The 15,219-nt window shown below is 73.8% G+C and carries 12 protein-coding genes; 6 read left to right on the top strand and 6 right to left on the bottom strand.

Going from position 1 to position 15,219, the window contains the following annotated elements:
* Positions 1-105: 105 nt before the first annotated feature.
* From ACIQVZ_RS32365 to ACIQVZ_RS32350, 4 genes are all read left to right on the top strand, one after another.
* Positions 106-1,020: a LysR family transcriptional regulator gene (locus ACIQVZ_RS32365; RefSeq protein ID WP_350875585.1), complete on the top strand. Its 915-nt coding sequence runs from the start codon at positions 106-108 to the stop codon at positions 1,018-1,020.
* Between the two features lie 124 nt (positions 1,021-1,144).
* Positions 1,145-1,726, top strand: a complete 582-nt coding sequence (locus tag ACIQVZ_RS32360) for a cysteine dioxygenase family protein (RefSeq protein WP_350875587.1) — start codon at positions 1,145-1,147, stop codon at positions 1,724-1,726.
* Between the two features lie 13 nt (positions 1,727-1,739).
* Entirely contained in the window at positions 1,740-2,849 is a 1,110-nt protein-coding gene (locus ACIQVZ_RS32355; protein WP_402454940.1) for a YeiH family protein, read from the top strand.
* 85 nt (positions 2,850-2,934) lie between these two features.
* Entirely contained in the window at positions 2,935-3,642 is a 708-nt protein-coding gene (locus tag ACIQVZ_RS32350) for a spermidine synthase (protein WP_402454894.1), read from the top strand.
* Between the two features lie 132 nt (positions 3,643-3,774).
* Here ACIQVZ_RS32350 and ACIQVZ_RS32345 read toward each other — a convergent pair whose 3' ends face one another.
* The 3 genes from ACIQVZ_RS32345 to ACIQVZ_RS32335 form a co-directional block, all read right to left on the bottom strand.
* Positions 3,775-5,493, bottom strand: coding sequence for a hypothetical protein (locus tag ACIQVZ_RS32345; RefSeq protein WP_402454892.1), 1,719 nt, complete (start codon positions 5,491-5,493; stop codon positions 3,775-3,777).
* Between the two features lie 129 nt (positions 5,494-5,622).
* Complete coding sequence (locus ACIQVZ_RS32340) at positions 5,623-6,528, bottom strand: TetR/AcrR family transcriptional regulator (protein ID WP_402454890.1); 906 nt, start codon at positions 6,526-6,528, stop codon at positions 5,623-5,625.
* A gap of 33 nt (positions 6,529-6,561) precedes the next feature.
* Positions 6,562-7,071 (bottom strand): NUDIX hydrolase, encoded by a 510-nt coding sequence (locus tag ACIQVZ_RS32335; RefSeq protein ID WP_063350117.1) that lies wholly within the window; start codon positions 7,069-7,071, stop codon positions 6,562-6,564.
* Between the two features lie 156 nt (positions 7,072-7,227).
* Between ACIQVZ_RS32335 and ACIQVZ_RS32330 the strand changes: the two genes are divergently transcribed.
* Positions 7,228-8,451 carry a serine hydrolase domain-containing protein gene (locus ACIQVZ_RS32330; RefSeq protein ID WP_350875596.1) on the top strand — a complete coding sequence of 408 codons (1,224 nt, stop codon included), beginning with the start codon at positions 7,228-7,230 and terminating at the stop codon, positions 8,449-8,451.
* A gap of 22 nt (positions 8,452-8,473) precedes the next feature.
* Here ACIQVZ_RS32330 and ACIQVZ_RS32325 read toward each other — a convergent pair whose 3' ends face one another.
* From ACIQVZ_RS32325 to ACIQVZ_RS32315, 3 genes are all read right to left on the bottom strand, one after another.
* Positions 8,474-8,797 (bottom strand): nuclear transport factor 2 family protein, encoded by a 324-nt coding sequence (locus tag ACIQVZ_RS32325; protein WP_350875598.1) that lies wholly within the window; start codon positions 8,795-8,797, stop codon positions 8,474-8,476.
* A 288-nt stretch (positions 8,798-9,085) separates the two neighbouring features.
* Complete coding sequence (locus tag ACIQVZ_RS32320) at positions 9,086-10,609, bottom strand: aldehyde dehydrogenase family protein (RefSeq protein ID WP_350875603.1); 1,524 nt, start codon at positions 10,607-10,609, stop codon at positions 9,086-9,088.
* A 269-nt stretch (positions 10,610-10,878) separates the two neighbouring features.
* Positions 10,879-11,826, bottom strand: a complete 948-nt coding sequence (locus ACIQVZ_RS32315; RefSeq protein ID WP_350875605.1) for a terpene cyclase — start codon at positions 11,824-11,826, stop codon at positions 10,879-10,881.
* A gap of 323 nt (positions 11,827-12,149) precedes the next feature.
* Here ACIQVZ_RS32315 and ACIQVZ_RS32310 point away from each other — a divergent pair, with 323 nt between their 5' ends.
* A complete protein-coding gene (locus ACIQVZ_RS32310) occupies positions 12,150-15,161 on the top strand; it encodes an ATP-binding protein (RefSeq protein WP_402454887.1) in 3,012 nt (1,003 codons plus the stop codon).
* Positions 15,162-15,219: the final 58 nt, after the last annotated feature.

Genomic DNA, 15,219 nt, shown 5'->3' with positions numbered 1-15,219 from the left:
AGTCTGGTTCGATCCTGAACCATAGGTGCGGGTGGGGATAGAGCGGGCATCTCCAATTTCCTCTTATGATTGCGGAGGTTCGACGACGACGACCGGGGGAGGGCCATGGAGCCGGTATTCGACTCGCGGCACATCAGGACGTTCCACGAGGTCGTCAGAGCGGGCTCCTACTCGGCCGCCGCCCGTGAGCTCGGCTACACCCAGCCCGCCATCACCCAGCAGATGAAGGCGCTCGAACGCACCGTCGGCGTCGCGCTGTTCACCCGGGCCGGGCGCGGACTGCGGCTCACCGAGGCGGGCGAGGCGCTCTCCCGGCACGCCGAACTGATCCTCGGCAGCCTCTCCGCCGCCCAGCAGCAGCTCGCCGCGCTCGCCCGGCTGCGGGCCGGGCGGGTGCGGGTCTGCGCCTTCCCCAGCGCCAACGCCACGCTGATACCCGAGGCGATGGCCCGGCTGCTCGCCGAACACCCCGGTGTGCGGGTCGAGCTGCTGGAGGCCGAACCGCCGGACTCCGTCCAGCGACTGCTGCGCGGGGAGTGCGACATCGCGCTGGCCTTCCGCTACCCCGGCAGCGCGACCGAGGTGCCCGACGGGCTGGACGAGATCCCGCTGATGGAGGACCTGCTCACCGTGCTGCTGCCGGTCGGGCACCCGCTCGGCCGCCGGCACGCCGTCCGGCTCGCCGACCTCGACGGCGAGCGCTGGATCGCCGGGTGCCCGCGCTGCCGGGCCAACCTGCTGAACGTCTGCGCGGAGGAAGGCTTCGCGCCGGACATCGTGTTCTCCACGGACGACAACCTCGCGGTGCAGAGCCTGGTCGCCGCCGGGGTGGGGATCGCGCTGATGCCCGCGCTGGTGCTCTCCTTCATGTGCCACCGCAAGGTCACCGGGCGGGCCGTCGAACCGCACCTGCGCCGGCAGGTGAGCGCGTACGTGCTGCGCGAGCACCGGCGGATCCCGGCCACCGGGCTGGTGCTGGACCACCTGCGGCGGGCGGCGGCGAGCCGGATCGGGTGCTGACCGGATCGGGTGCCGAGTCGTCGCCCCGGCGAGTGCTCGCCGGGGCGATTCATAAGCTGAGGTTGGGGGGAAGCTTAAGAACCCTCGTTGGACGTGATAGGTCGGTGCAGCCGAACCTGCTGGCATGACACTCCCAGCCACGGTCGGCAACGACCGGCTCACCGAGCGGATGACCGCCCTGATCGGCGAGATCCGTGCCGTCGTGGACCGCGGACTGCCCCCGGAACTCACCGCCTACCTGGTCGGCGAACGCCTCGCCCCGCACCTGCACGCCGACCCCGACGGGCCCGACGCGCTGCTCACCCCCGCCCAGCGCGAGGGCGACCCGAAGCGCTACCGCCAGCACGTCCTGCACGCCGAGGAGGACGGCGGCTTCTCCGTCGTCGCCCTGGTCTGGCTGCCCGGCCAGCAGACCCCGATCCACGACCACGTCTCCTGGTGCGTGGCCGGCGTCCACCAGGGCCAGGAGAGCGAGACCCGCTACCGACTGGTCTCCGACGGCCGCACCGCCCACCTCGTCGAGACCGAGCACGTCGCCGGCCCGGCCGGCACCGTCGCCGCCTTCGCCCCGCCCGGTGACATCCACCTGGTGCGCAACGCCTGCAACAGCACCGCCATCTCCATCCACGTCTACGGCGCGGACGTCGCGCGGCTCGGCACCAGCATCCGGCGCGTCTACCGGCTGCCCGCCGACCAGCAGCAGTGAGGGCGGCGTGGCACTGACCCTCCGGGAGCGCGCCGCGCGCACCCGCTCACTGCCCCCGCTCGGCGGGGACGCCCCCGGCCTGCTGCTCGCGGCGGCCGGGGTGGCCGCCGCGATCGCCGTCCACGCGGCCGTGCCCGCCGTGCCCAAGCTCACCGCAGCCGTCGTGCTCGGGATGGCGGCGGCGCACCTGCCCGGGCTGCGCCCGGTGGTGCGCGGGGTGGCCCGGCCGGGGCTGTCCATGGCCGGCAAGCGGCTGATGCGGCTCGGCATCGTCCTGCTCGGGCTCAAGCTCAGCCTGGACGACGTGCTCGGCCTCGGCTGGGCCACCGTCGCCATGGTGCTCGCGGTGGTCGCGGCCACCTTCACCGGCACCCTCTGGCTCGGCCGGCGGCTCGGCTTGCCGGGCGACCAGCCGCTGCTGGTCGCCACCGGGTACTCCATCTGCGGAGCCTCGGCGATCGGCGCGGTCAGCCAGGCGGCCGGCAGCGAGGAGGAGGACGTCGCCGCCTCGGTGGCCCTGGTCACCCTGTGCGGGACGCTGGCCATCGCCGTGCTGCCGCTGCTCCAGCAGCCGTTCGGGCTGGGCGACGTGGAGTTCGGGCGGTGGGTCGGTGCGAGCGTGCACGACGTCGGGCAGGTGGTCGCCACCGCGCAGACCGGCGGGGCGGGCGCGTTGCGGGAGGCCGTCCTGGTCAAGCTGATGCGGGTGATGCTGCTGGCGCCGCTGGTCGCCGGGATGGCCGTCACGGTGCGGCGCCGGGCGCGACGGGCCGGGGAGGCCGTCGCCGAGGCCGGCCAGGAGTCCGGGGAAGGCCAGGAGTCCGGGGAAGGCCCTGCGAAGAGCCCGGTCAGGACCGGTAGCCGCCCGCCGATCGTCCCGCTGTTCGTGGCGGGGTTCCTCGCGATGATCGTGCTGCGGACCACCGGGGTGCTTCCGGAGCGGGCGCTCACGCTCGCCGGGGACGCCCAGGAACTGCTGCTGGCCGCCGCGCTGTTCGGCCTCGGCAGCGCCGTGCACCTGCCGACCATGGTCCGCACCGGCGGGCGCCTCGCCCTGCTCGGGCTCGGCTCCTGGGTGGTCGTCGCGGGCGTCTCCTACGCCGGGGTGCTGGTCACGACGTGACGGGCGCAGGGGCGGACTCGGCTATTGTCGGGCGGGTACTCGTCCGCCGGGACGCTCCTGCACCCGAGTCCGCTGAGGAAGCCGCATGTCCACCGCACTGCCCGAACGGGACGCTCACGAGGCCGTCGTCACGCTCGACCGGCGGGACGGCCCGTTCGGCGAGGTGGTACTGCGTCGGCGCGGTCGGCACTTCGAGATCATCGCCAACGGCTGCTTCCTGATGGACACCGCCGACGGCCGCTCCGAACGCCTGCTGATCCAGGCGGCGCTGGACGAACTGGACCGCACCGGCGCCCCCGCGGAGCCCTCCGTGCTGATCGGAGGCCTCGGCGTCGGCTTCTCGCTGGCGTACGCGGCGGCCGAGCCGCGCTGGGGGCGGATCGCCATCGTCGAGCGCGAGAGCGCCATCATCGACTGGCACCGGAGCGGGCCGCTTGACGCCTTCTCCGGCGGCGCGCTGGAGGACCAGCGGGTCCAGGTCCTCCACACCGACCTGCTGGAGTACCTGGCGGCGGCCGACGGCGCGCGCTACGACGCGCTGTGCCTCGACATCGACAACGGCCCGGACTGGACCGTCACCGACTCCAACGCCGGGCTGTACGGCGCCGACGGGCTCGCGGTGCTCTGGCACCGGCTGCAGCCGGGCGGGGTGCTGGCGGTGTGGAGCGCGCAGCCCTCCGCGGACTTCGAGGAGGCACTGCGGGCGGCGGGCTTCTCCGACGTCGTCACGCACGAGATCCCGGTCAGCCGCGGCGTACCGGACGTGGTCCACCTGGCCCGGCGCGCGGGCTGACGGCGCAGGGCCTCCCAACCTTCCTTCCGCGTCCGGGCGTTGTCCACCGCTGCGGTCAACTGCCGGACTGCGGCGTCGCGTTGTCGCGGCCTCCGCAGGGTGGACCCTGGTGGAGGGGGCAGTTGTCGGGGCTCAGCCGAACGGCCTGGTCTCCGGGCCCGAAGCCTCCGCCGCGTCGGTCTCCGTCGTCTCCTCCGGGGTGGACGGGAGGCTTCCCGGGGCGAAGGGGTTGAAGTCCGGCGGGGGCACCATGACGGGCGTGCCCTTCCGCGGCGCGTGCTGCGCGGCAGCAGCCTGCGCGGGAACGGCCGGCGGTGCGGAGGGCGGCGGCGGGACGGCCGGGCCCTGCGCCGCGAGCGTGGTGCCGAACGGGTCCGACTGGTCGGCCGTCACCGTGCCGAACGGGTCGGTGGCCGGGGCGGCCGCTGCCGGGGGCGTCTCCGGGGTGGACGGGAGGCTTTCCGGGGCGAAGGGGTTGAAGTCCGGCGGGGGCACCATGACCGGCGTGCCCTTCCGCCTGGCCGGCGCCGCCTGCGGCTCGGCGTCGGCCGGGGAGGCCTCCGCGACGGGTGCGAACGGGTTGAAGTCCTCGGGCGGCAGCTGCGCCGGCACCTCTTCCGGCTCCTGCTCGACGGGAGCGGGAGCGGGAACGGCAGCAGACGCGGCGGGCACGGGCGCGCGCACGGCGCCGGCCACCTCCCCGTCCCAGCCGAACTGAACGCTCTTCAGCAGCTCCGCGAACGCCCGCGTGTACAGGTCCCAGTCCTCCGGCTGCGCCGTGGACAGCTGGACGCAGAGCACGGTGCCGCCGTCCGGCAGCGGGACGAAGGCCTCGACCGCCGAGGTGACCACCCAGCGCCGCTGCCCGTCGGCGGACAGCGGCCCCGGCACCGGGACGGTCCGTCCCTCGACCAGGACGGCGGCCGGCCCGGCCGGCAGCAGGACCGTCCACACCTCGGCGTGCCGCCGGACGGTGGCGAGCTCGGTGGCGAGCGCGGTGATCGGCAGCGGGTGCCGGGCGAGCGAGACGACGAGGGCGGCGTCGGAGGTCCGGCCGTCCACGTCCAGCGCGCAGACGCCCGCGTAGACCGTGCCGGCGTCGTGGACCAGGTCGGCGAGGGTGGCGGAGATGACCGCGAAGTCGCGGCGCTGCTCCGGACCGTCACCGCTGAACAGCTCCTCGGCGACCTCGGCCAGATGCCCGGTCAGTTCCTCGGCGGCCGCGGCGGTGGCCGGGTCGACGCCGTCCGCCCCGCCCGCCGGCGCGGGCACCGTACGGGAGCAGACCCCGGCCGGACCGCCGGGGGAGGTCAGCGGGTGGAAGCCGGGCGGGACCACGAGTCGGACCTCGGCACCCGCGCCGGTGGCCAGTTCGACCGGCCGGCGGGTCTGCTGCCCGGCGGCCAGCGCGGCCAGTGCCGGGGCGAACGGCGGGCGCAGCTTGGGGTCGGCGAACTCGCCGGTGACCGGCAGTTGGAACAGCGCGGCCGAGGTGGTGCCCCGGTCGGCGATCGCGCCGCGCACCGTCCCGCCGCCGTAGCGGGTGTGCAGGGCGGCGGTCACCCGGTCGGCGACCCGGGCGCCGGTGCCGGGGCGGGCCGTGCCGGCGGTGAGCACCGTGCCGAGCCGGTCCACGGCCGCGTGTACCGGGCCGTTCGGGGCCAGCGGGAGGCCGAACAGCGCCTCGGCGGCGGGGTGTTCGGCCGGACGCAGGGCACCGAGTGAGGCCGCAGGATGGCGGGAGGTGCGCTCGTCGAAGAGGGCGTCGGTGAGCGTGCCGAGGGTCGCGCAGACCTGCTCCGCCGCTGCGAAGGGATTGGCCTCCGCGCTGAACTGGACGTCCTGGGTCAACTGTTGAGCCCCCCGCTCTGCTGCGTCTGCGGTCCGCTGGTTCGGCTGGGTCCGTGCGCGCCGTGGTGGCGTGCCGTCGGATCCGTGCTCATTCCTATCAGAGCCCGCTGTCGGGACCGAACCGGCCGATCACCCGATGGGAGCCGCGGCCGTTTCGCCCGTGGCCTGCGGGGACGTTTCGCCGGAGGGTGCGGTGGCGAGCGCGGTGACCGCCTCGGCGATCCCGGGGACGGCGAACAGTCCGGCGAGCTCCCGCACCAGGCGCCCGGTCGGGCCGTCAGGACGCTCGTCCGCGAAGAACGAGGCGAGTTCGGCGGCGAGCGCCGGCTCCCGGGCGGCGGTGAGGGTGAGGGAGGCGACGAACTCCTGCACCAGGTGCAGCTGCAGGTCCTCCAGCGGCACCGAGCGCTCGGCCAGCCACTCCAGCGAGGTGATCTCGGCGTTGGCGATCCAGGCCCGGACGGTCAGCCGCAGCCCGGGGCTCGGCGTGGGGATCGCCAGGTGGGAGAGGATCTGGTCGTGGGCGGCCCGCCGTACCTCGTCGATCACCGCCGAGGTGCCGGCGCTGGCCGCCACCGAGCCGCCGCGCAGCAGCGCCGCGAAGCCGGGCCCGTGGCTCTGCACGAAGTCCAGGTAGCGGCCCATCACCCGGTACAGCCGCTCGGACAGCGGCCCGTCGGCGGCCTCCTCGAAGCGCGCCGAGAGCTCCCGCCCGGCCCGGCGCAGCGACTCCTCGTACAGCGCCTGCTTGCCGGGGAAGTAGTGGTACACCAGCGGCCGGGAGGCCCCCGCGGCGGCGGCGATGTCGTCGATCGACACCTCCTCCGGCGGTCGGCGGCTGAACAGCTCCAGCGCGACGGCGATCAGCTGTTCGCGCCGCTCGTCCACGCTGAGCCTGCGGCGCGGCCGCTCACCGGCAGCCGCCCGGTCCGGCGTCCGGCCCGCCGCCCGGTCCGGTGCCTGCTTCGAGGCCTGCTCCGGGGCGGGAGTCCGTGCAGCGCGGGCGGCCGTCGGCGACGGCGTACGGGAGGCCATGCGCGCCACCCTATCCGCCGTCCAGGGCCGGGCCTATGCGGCGTGGAGGTCCAGGTAGCGGCGGTAGGCCTCGCGGCCGTCGGGGACGAAGTGGTCGCGGGCGAGGCGGTCGGCGAGCTCGGCGGGGGTGAGCCAGGCGTGCCAGGCGACCTCGGACTCCTGCGGCTGGACCGGGCCGTCCCACTCGGCCTCGTACATGTCGCTCCACCAGGAGAGCCGGTCCTGCCGGAAGAGGAACTTGAAGAGCGGGCGCGGGGTGATCCCGTGGACGCCGAGCTCCTCCTCGGCCTCGCGGACGGCGGCCTCGGCGTACGTCTCGCCGGAGCCGACCACGCCGCCGACGAACATGTCGTACGCGCCGGGGGCGAACAGCTTGGTGTCGGTGCGGCGGTGGACGAAGATCCGCCCGGCCGGGTCGCGGACCAGGATGAAGACGCACCGGTGGGTGAGCCCCTGCCGGTACACCTCCCCGCGCAGCGCCGTCCCGATCACCCGGTCGTGCTCGTCGACGACGTCCAGCAGTTCTTCGGCAGGGTTGGTCATGATGGACAGGTTAGGGTTTCGGGGCCCGCTTCGAACGCTTTTCGAGTGAGATCCGAGCTCGATTCGCGCGTGAGCCGCATGCCATTCGTATGTGATTCGTGTGCGATCGGACGCGGGCGGGAAAGCAGGAACCGGACAGGCTGAGGGCGGCGCGCGATGGTGGAGATCTGGGGCGAGACGGCCGAGGGGTTCGAGCCCGTACGGGAGGCCTTCGCGCGGAACTTCCACGAGTACGGCGAACTGGGCGCGGCCTTCGCGCTGTACGTGCGCGGCCGCAAGGTGGTCGACCTGTGGGGCGGTGACGCCCGGCCCGAGGTCGGCGGGCGGCCCGCACCGGCGGTGCCCTGGACGGCGGACACCGCCCAGGTGCTGCGCTCGGTCACCAAGGGCCTGACCGCGAGCACCGCGCTGCTGCTGGCCGAGCGCGGCCTGCTCGACCTGGACGCCCCGGTGGCCTCCTACTGGCCCGAGTTCGCGCAGGCCGGCAAGCGCGGGGTGCCGGTGCGCTGGCTGCTGTCGCACCAGGCCGGGGTGCCCGCGCTGGACGTGCCGCTGCGGTTGGAGGACGTGCTGACCTGGGAGCGCGCGGCGGCCGCGGTGGCCGCGCAGGCGCCCGCCTGGGAGCCGGGCACCGCGCACGGCTATCACCCGTACACCTTCGGCTGGCTGGTCGGCGAGGTGGTGCGGCGGGTGAGCGGGCGCACGATCGGCCAGTACTTCGCCGAGGAGATCGCCCGGCCGCTCGGGCTGGACCTGTGGATCGGGCTGCCGGCCGGGGCCGCGCCGAGGGTCGGCCGGCTGGTCGACCTGCCCGCCCCGGAGGCGGCCCGGACCGGGCCGAGCGGGCTGCGGCTGCGACCCAAGCAGTCCGTCCGGGACGCCTACCAGGACCCGGCCTCGCTGACCGCGCGGTCCTTCGCCTCGGTGCGCCCCGGGGTGGACCTCAACGACCCGGCGGTGCAGGCCGCCGAGATCCCCGGCGCGGGCGGCATCGGCACCGCCCGCTCGCTGGCCCGGTTCTACGCGGCGCTGATCGGCGCCGCCGACCGCCCGGACGGCTCCGGCGCGCTGCTGCCGCCGCTGCTCGGGCCCGGGGTGCTGACCCGCGCGGCCGGGCCCGAGGTGAGCGGGCCGGACCGGGTGCTGATCGTCAACTCCACTTTCGGCCTGGGCTTCTGGCGGCACGGCCCGACCGCGCCGATGGCCTCCCCGGCGAGCTTCGGCCACCCCGGCCGGGGCGGCTCGCTGGGCTTCGCCGACCCGGAGCTCGGGCTGGGCTTCGGCTACGTCACCAACGGCATGCAGCCGGGTGTCACCGGCGACGTCCGCTCGCGCAACCTGATCCGCGCGGTGCGGGGGTGCCCGGGGCTGTCCGGGTAGCGCCGGGCGCGGTCCCGATCCGTCAGGCCTGGCCGGTCTCGAAGCGGGTGATCTTCGGGCCGGTGAGGGTGAAGCGCCAGGCGGTGCGCATCTCGCCCCAGGTGTCGTTGGTGAAGTTGGCGACCAGGGCGTGGCCGCCGTCCGATTCGGTCTGGACGTCCATCCGGCCGCGGACGGTGAAGATCTCCTTGTCGATCCACTCGGCCAGGTCGCGGTCGGAGCCGTCGTCGGACATGGTCGCGTCCGGGGTGAGGGTGGCAAGGAAGGCGTCGCGGTCGCCCGCGTTGACCGCGGCGACGAAGGCGCGCACGGTGGGGTCGGAGAGCTTGGCGGGGGAGATGGTCATCGGGACTCCCGGGGGTGAGGGGCGGGGAGTCCTGTTTACGGCGTTCGCCGGGTGTGTTCGGGCATGTCGGCGGCGCGTCGAGAAAATCGGGCATTCATGTGCTTAGATCCCGAAATGGGCGTTTTGCCCTACGGAGGGTTGCGCAGCGTGGACGTCCGGAAGGGCGTTCGCGCTGCGGCCACGGGGAGTGGCGGCGGAGCGGGAGGCCGGGACCGGTCTCCCGCTCCGTGTTTGCGCGGTTCCTGATTCCGCGTCCCGTGAAGGGCGCGGCGTGCGCGAGGCCGCGGTCTAGAAGAGCCCGACGGCGTCCGGGGAGTAGCTGACCAGCAGGTTCTTGGTCTGCTGGTAGTGCTCCAGCAGCGCCTTGTGGTTCTCCCGGCCGATGCCGGAGTTCTTGTAGCCGCCGAAGGCCGCGTGGGCGGGGTAGGCGTGGAAGCAGTTGGTCCACACCCGGCCGGCCTGGATGGCGCGCCCGGCGCGGTGGGCGGTGTTGAGGTTGCGGGTCCAGACGCCCGCGCCCAGCCCGTACTGGGTGTCGTTGGCGAGGGTGATCGCCTCGGCGAAGTCCTCGAAGCGGGTGACCGAGACGACCGGGCCGAAGATCTCCTCCTGGAAGACCCGCATGCTGTTGACGCCCTCGAACACCGTGGGCGTCACGTAGTACCCGCCGGCCAGGGCGCCGCCGAGGTCGGCCCGCTCGCCGCCGGCCAGCAGCTTGGCACCCTCGGCCTGGCCGATCTCGAAGTAGGAGAGGATCTTCTTCAGCTGTTCGACGCTGGCCTGCGCGCCGACCTGGGTCTCGGTGTCCAGCGGGTCGCCCTGGCGCATCGCGCGCACCCGCTCCAGGCCGTCGGCGAGCAGTCGCTCGTAGACCGAGGACTGGATCAGCGCCCGGCTGGGGCAGGTGCACACCTCGCCCTGGTTGAGGGCGAACATCGCGAAGCCCTCGACGGCCTTGTCGTAGAAGGCGTCCGAGGCGTCGGCGACGTCCGCGAAGAACACGTTGGGGCTCTTGCCGCCGAGTTCCAGCGAGACCGGGATCAGGTTGTCGCTGGCGTAGCGGGCGATCAGCCGGCCGGTGGTGGTCTCGCCGGTGAAGGCGATCTTGCGGATGCGGTTGCTGGAGGCCAGCGGGGCGCCGGCCTCCTCGCCGAAGCCGGTGACGATGTTGACCACGCCGGGCGGCAGCAGGTCGGCGGTCAGCTCGGCCCACAGCAGCACCGAGGCAGGGGTCTGCTCGGCGGGCTTGAGCACCACCGCGTTGCCGGCCGCGAGCGCCGGGGCGAGCTTCCAGACCGCCATCAGGATCGGGAAGTTCCACGGGATGATCTGGCCGACCACGCCCAGCGGCTCGTGGAAGTGGTACGCCACGGTGTCCTCGTCGAGCTGGGACAGGCCGCCCTCCTGGGCGCGCAGCGCGCCCGCGAAGTAGCGCAGGTGGTCGACCGCGAGCGGGAGGTCGGCGGCCAGCGTCTCGCGCACCGGCTTGCCGTTCTCCCAGCTCTCCGCGACGGCCAGCCGCTCCAGGTTCGCCTCCATCCGGTCGGCGATCCGCAGCAGCACCTGGGCCCGCTCGGCGGGCGGGGTGCGGCCCCAGCCGGGGGCGGCGGCGTGGGCCGCGTCCAGCGCGGCCTCGATGTCCTCGGCGGTGCCGCGGGCGACTTCGGTGAACACCTCGCCGGTGACCGGGGTCGGGTCGCCGAAGTACTCGCCGCGCACCGGCGGGGTCCAGTCGCCGCCGATCCAGTGCTCGTACCGGGAGCGGTAGGCGACGATGCTGCCGGGCGTGCCGGGGGGCTGGTAGACCGTCATGCTCTGGTGTCTCCTCGCGACGTCGGGCGCCGCCCGGACCGGGCGGTGCGGGCGGCGCGCCGGGCCGCGCCCGGCGCGGGGCGGCCCGGCGGGAGGGTGCGGACACGCAATTCGGGGCGTCCGCCCGCCGGGGCGTCCGCCGTCGAGCACGATAGCCGCCCGGCGCGGGGTGCGGCTACGGTCCGTGCGCGCGGCTCGTACGGACGGTGCGCGTTCCGGCCGTCGCGCCGGGGCGCGCGCCGTGTCTCCGCGCTCCGGTCGGGACGGAGTCAGACCGCGTGGTAGCGGCCGGTGCGGGACTCCCAGTACAGGTAGCCGGCGAGCCAGGTGACCAACCCGTCCGCGTACCGCTGGGCGATCGTCCGTTCGACCCGGGAGAGCCCCAACTCCCGGTACACGTCCGGCAGTCGGCCGTGCAGGTCCCGGCACCGCTCGACCATCAGCTGTGCCTCCTCCAGCACCACCGCGCAGGCCTCCTCGGCCGAGCAGCGGCGCTCGCGCTGGACGATCATCACCAGGTTGTTGACGTCGCCGCGCGGGGCCTCCAGCGGGAACGACCGGACGTCGTTGCTGAGCGAGGGGATGTCGGCGGCCAGCTGGCGCAGTTGACGCAGCACCGGGTGGTGCAGGACGGCGGCGGGGACCTCGAACTGGCCGAGGCGTTCGACCATGTCGAAGATGGTCTCCATCGCCGCGGTGCCTCGTCTGAGCACCAGGTAGCCGTCGCGGTCGGGTGGCCGGGTGGAGATGCGGCCGGCGGCCTCGGCGGGATGACTGGCCAGGTACCACTCCCAGTTGTACGCGGCGCGGGCCTGCCAGCGGGCGGGCATGCCGCGCACGCTGCGGTCCCAGAGGTCGGCGAAGGCGGTCTCGACCGGCGAGTCCTGGTCGGGGCGGGCGCCGTGCAGGACGGCGATCAGCCGCTCGCAGATGGGCGCGACCTCTGTCGGGCGGCGGCCGAGCGGGCCGTCGAACTGGTCGTCGAAGAGGAAGTAGAAGCCCATCAGGTCGGCGGCGAGGGAGAGTTCGTCCGGGCCGGTGTCGGGGTAGCCGAGGGCGGCGAGGTCGACCACCTCCCAGTGGGCGTACCCGGGGTGGTCGACGTCGGGGAGCAGCGGGTGGCGGACCAGCCAGTCACGGTGCAGCGCGGTGGCCTGCGGACCGTGCGGGCTGCGGCGGTGCGGGAACGGAATCTGAAGTGAGGTGTCGTCAGACATCGGACTCCCGGTGCGGCGAAGGGTGGGGGCACTAGTGGTTCGAACGCTCGGTGTGGGGGGAGTTGACGCGGCGAGGCTCCCGGGGAGAGGGTGGTAGCGAAAGATCATCTTCGCCTCGCGGGCCGTAGGGTATCTGATGTAATGATCGGACGTTAGGGGTATAGGGCAATTGCCCTTGGCAAGGCGTCCGAACCCTCACCGTCCGCCCCAGCCTGCGCGAATGCCCCACAGTGAGTGCCACGCAGCGCTAACCTCGGCTCCACGGGCAGTGATGCGAGCAGCGACACGGGCTGTGACGCGAGTGGCGAGGCGGAGGCACGACGGTGACCGAGCAGGACAACGAACTTCGGACGGGATCAAGTTCCGGCCGGGACGGCGACAGCACCTCGCCGAGGGTCAGGCTGCGCGACCGCGACGCCGAACTGCGCTCCGTCGAAACGGCCGTCGACAAACTCTGCTGCGAATTCGCGGCCGGCGGCACCGAGATCGGCGAACTGCTCGCCTTCTCCGGCCGCCCCGGCATCGGCAAGACCAGCCTGCTGCACGAGGTCCGACGGGTCGCCAAACTCCGCGACCGCGCCACGGTGTTGTTCGCCCGCGGCGGCGAACGCCAGTTCAACGAGCCCTACCACGTGCTGCGCCAGCTCCTCCAACCCCTCCTCACCAGCCTGGAACCCGACGAGTTCCGCCAGGTCATGGGCACCTGGGAGGAGGTCGTCGGACCGGCCATGGGCCTCAAGCGGCCCAAGGCCGGTGCCCGCCGCCTCGACCCCCAGGGCGTGCGCGACGGCCTCGACTACGTCCTCACCCAACTCGCGCCGCGCCGGGCCCCGCTGGTCATGATCGTCGACGACCTGCACTGGGGCGACCACGAGTCGCTCTCCTGGCTCACCCAGTTCGCCGTCCGCTCCCGCGAACTGCCCGTCCTGCTCGTCTTCGCCTTCCGCGAGGACGAGAGCGACTGGCCGACCGAGATCCAGCAGCACCGCAAGGCCGTCCTCGGCCTCGCCACCAGCAAGCACGAGCTCAACCGGCTCTCGCTGGTCTCCGTCACCGACATGATCCGCGCCGAACTCGGCGACAAGGCCGAGGACGCCTTCTGCTACGAGTTCTGGAACGTCGTCAACGGGAACCCCTTCGAAGCCGTCGCCCTGCTCGACCAGGTCCGCGACCAGGACCTCGAACCGGTCGAGGAGAACTCCCAGCAACTGCGCGAACTCGCCGTCGACGCCACCGGAATGACCCTCAAGAGCTGGATCGACCGGCTCGGCTCCGGCACCCTGCGCTTCGCCTGGGCCTGCGCGATGCTCGGCACCGACATCCGGGTCGACCTCGCCACCCGGATCTGCGCCCAGACCACCGAGGGCGCCCGCGACGCCATCAAGCAGCTGCGCAAGCAGCGCGTGCTCACCCAGACCCCCAACGGCAACCTGGAGTTCGTCCACCCGCTGATCGGCAGCTCGATCTACAACACCATGCCGGAGGCCACCCGCACCGGCATGCACGGCGTCGCCGCCGCCGAGATCGAGAACGCCGGACTCGGCCTGCTCGCCGCCTCCCGCCACCTCGTCGAGACCTTCTCCGGCGAGGGCGACGACAAGACCGTCCGCAAACTGCGCCGGGCCGCCGTCGAACACCTGCTCATCGGCGCCCCCGAAGCCGCCCAGCGCTGTCTGCACCGAGCCCTCAACGAACCACCGGCCGACGACATCCGCGCCGAAGTGCTGTACGAGCTGGGCTGCTCCGCGCTGCTCACCGACCCCGTCGCCACCGTCAACCAGCTCAAGCTCGCCCTCGACCCCGAGGAGGGGCCGCTGCGCCCCGAACTGCGGGTCGACGCCACCTTCCGGCTCTCCGAGGTGCTCGCACACAGCGGCGAACTGCGCCAGGCCGCGGTTGTCTGCCAGGACGAGGCCGAGCAGACCGCCGACCCGGCCGGCCGACTCCGGCTCCAGGCCGCCTCGTTCATGTGGCACGCCTTCCGCAAGTCCGAGGACGACGGGCCCGGCCGATCCACCCGGCTCGGCCTCATGTGCGACGGCCTCAGCACCCGCGACGCCGCCGACCGGGCCGTCCTCGCGATGCGCGCCTGGGACCTCACCCTGCGCGGCGCCCCCTCCACCGAGGCGCTGACCTACGCCGACGCCGTCCTGGACGCCGGCCGACTGCCCAAGGGACTCGGCTGGACCAACAGCACCTGGGGCTTCGAACTGCCCTCCATGCTCGGCCTCACCTACACCTACAACGACCGCATCGCCCAGGCCGAGCGGCTGTTCGCGGACGCCATCATCCAGTTCGAGGTGGCCGGGTGGAGCGGTGCCCACCGGGGCTTCGCGTACTTCCTGATGGGCCTCGCCCGCTTCCGCCGCGGCCTGCTCGCCGAGGCCGAGGACTTCCTGCGCCGCGCGCTGCGACTGTCCGAGCGGATCGGCCCCAAGCTGCCGCTCGCCTGGGACGCCGTCGGCGTCCTGGTGGACACCCTGCTCGCCCGCGGCCGGACCGAGGAGGCCTGGGAACTCGCCGTCAAGTTCGGCTTCCACCCGCCGTACCACGCGACCGCGATGGTGCTGCCCGACGCGCCCTCGCTGTACGGCAAGCTGCTGATCGCCAAGAAGCGCTACGCCGGGGCGGCCGCCGCACTCACCGAGGCCGGCGCCCAACTGGAGGCCCGCGGCTGGCACAACACCGTCTGGGCGCCCTGGGCCGGCCACCTCGCCATCGCGATCGCGGCCGACGAGCCCGACCGGGCCCGCGAGTACGCCCATAAGGCCGTCCATGACGCCCGCACCTTCGGCACCGCCTCGGCGATCGGCACCGCGCTGCGGTTGAACGCCCAGATCGAGGACGGCCAGCAGGCGGTCGAACTGCTGGAGCAGGCCGTGATGTACCTCGGCCAGTCGCCGGCCGGGTACGAGCACGCCGTCGCGCTGGTCGACCTCGGCGCCGCGCTGCGCCGGGTCGGACGGCTGGAGGACGCGCAGGAGTACCTGTACCAGGGCATCGAACTGGCCCAGCACTGCTCGGCCGAGGGGCTGGTCGACCAGGCGCGGCGGGAGCTGGCCAACTACGGCCTGCGGCCCAACCGGCTGGGGCTGCGCGACTTCCGGGAGACGCTCAGCCAGCCCGAGTGGGAGGTCGCCAACCTCGCGGTGCAGGGCGTGCCGCCGCAGCGCATCGCCGACGAGCTCGGCGTGCACCTCAGCCTGGTCAACCGTCGACTGGCCGCGGTCTACCGCAAGGCGGGCAGCGGGCCGGACGGCCTGGCCTCCGCCCTCGGGCTGCCGACGCAGCCGCGCGGGGCCACCCGGCCGGGGGCGGAGCCCGAGGAGGAGTAGCCGCGGGCGGCCCGGGCGCGTGGGCGGCGGGCGCCCGGGCGGCGCGCGGAGGCGCGGG

This window comes from Kitasatospora sp. NPDC098663, assembly GCF_044760075.1.
Lineage (GTDB): Bacteria > Actinomycetota > Actinomycetes > Streptomycetales > Streptomycetaceae > Kitasatospora.
This window is presented reverse-complemented; position numbering and strand designations above follow the sequence as displayed.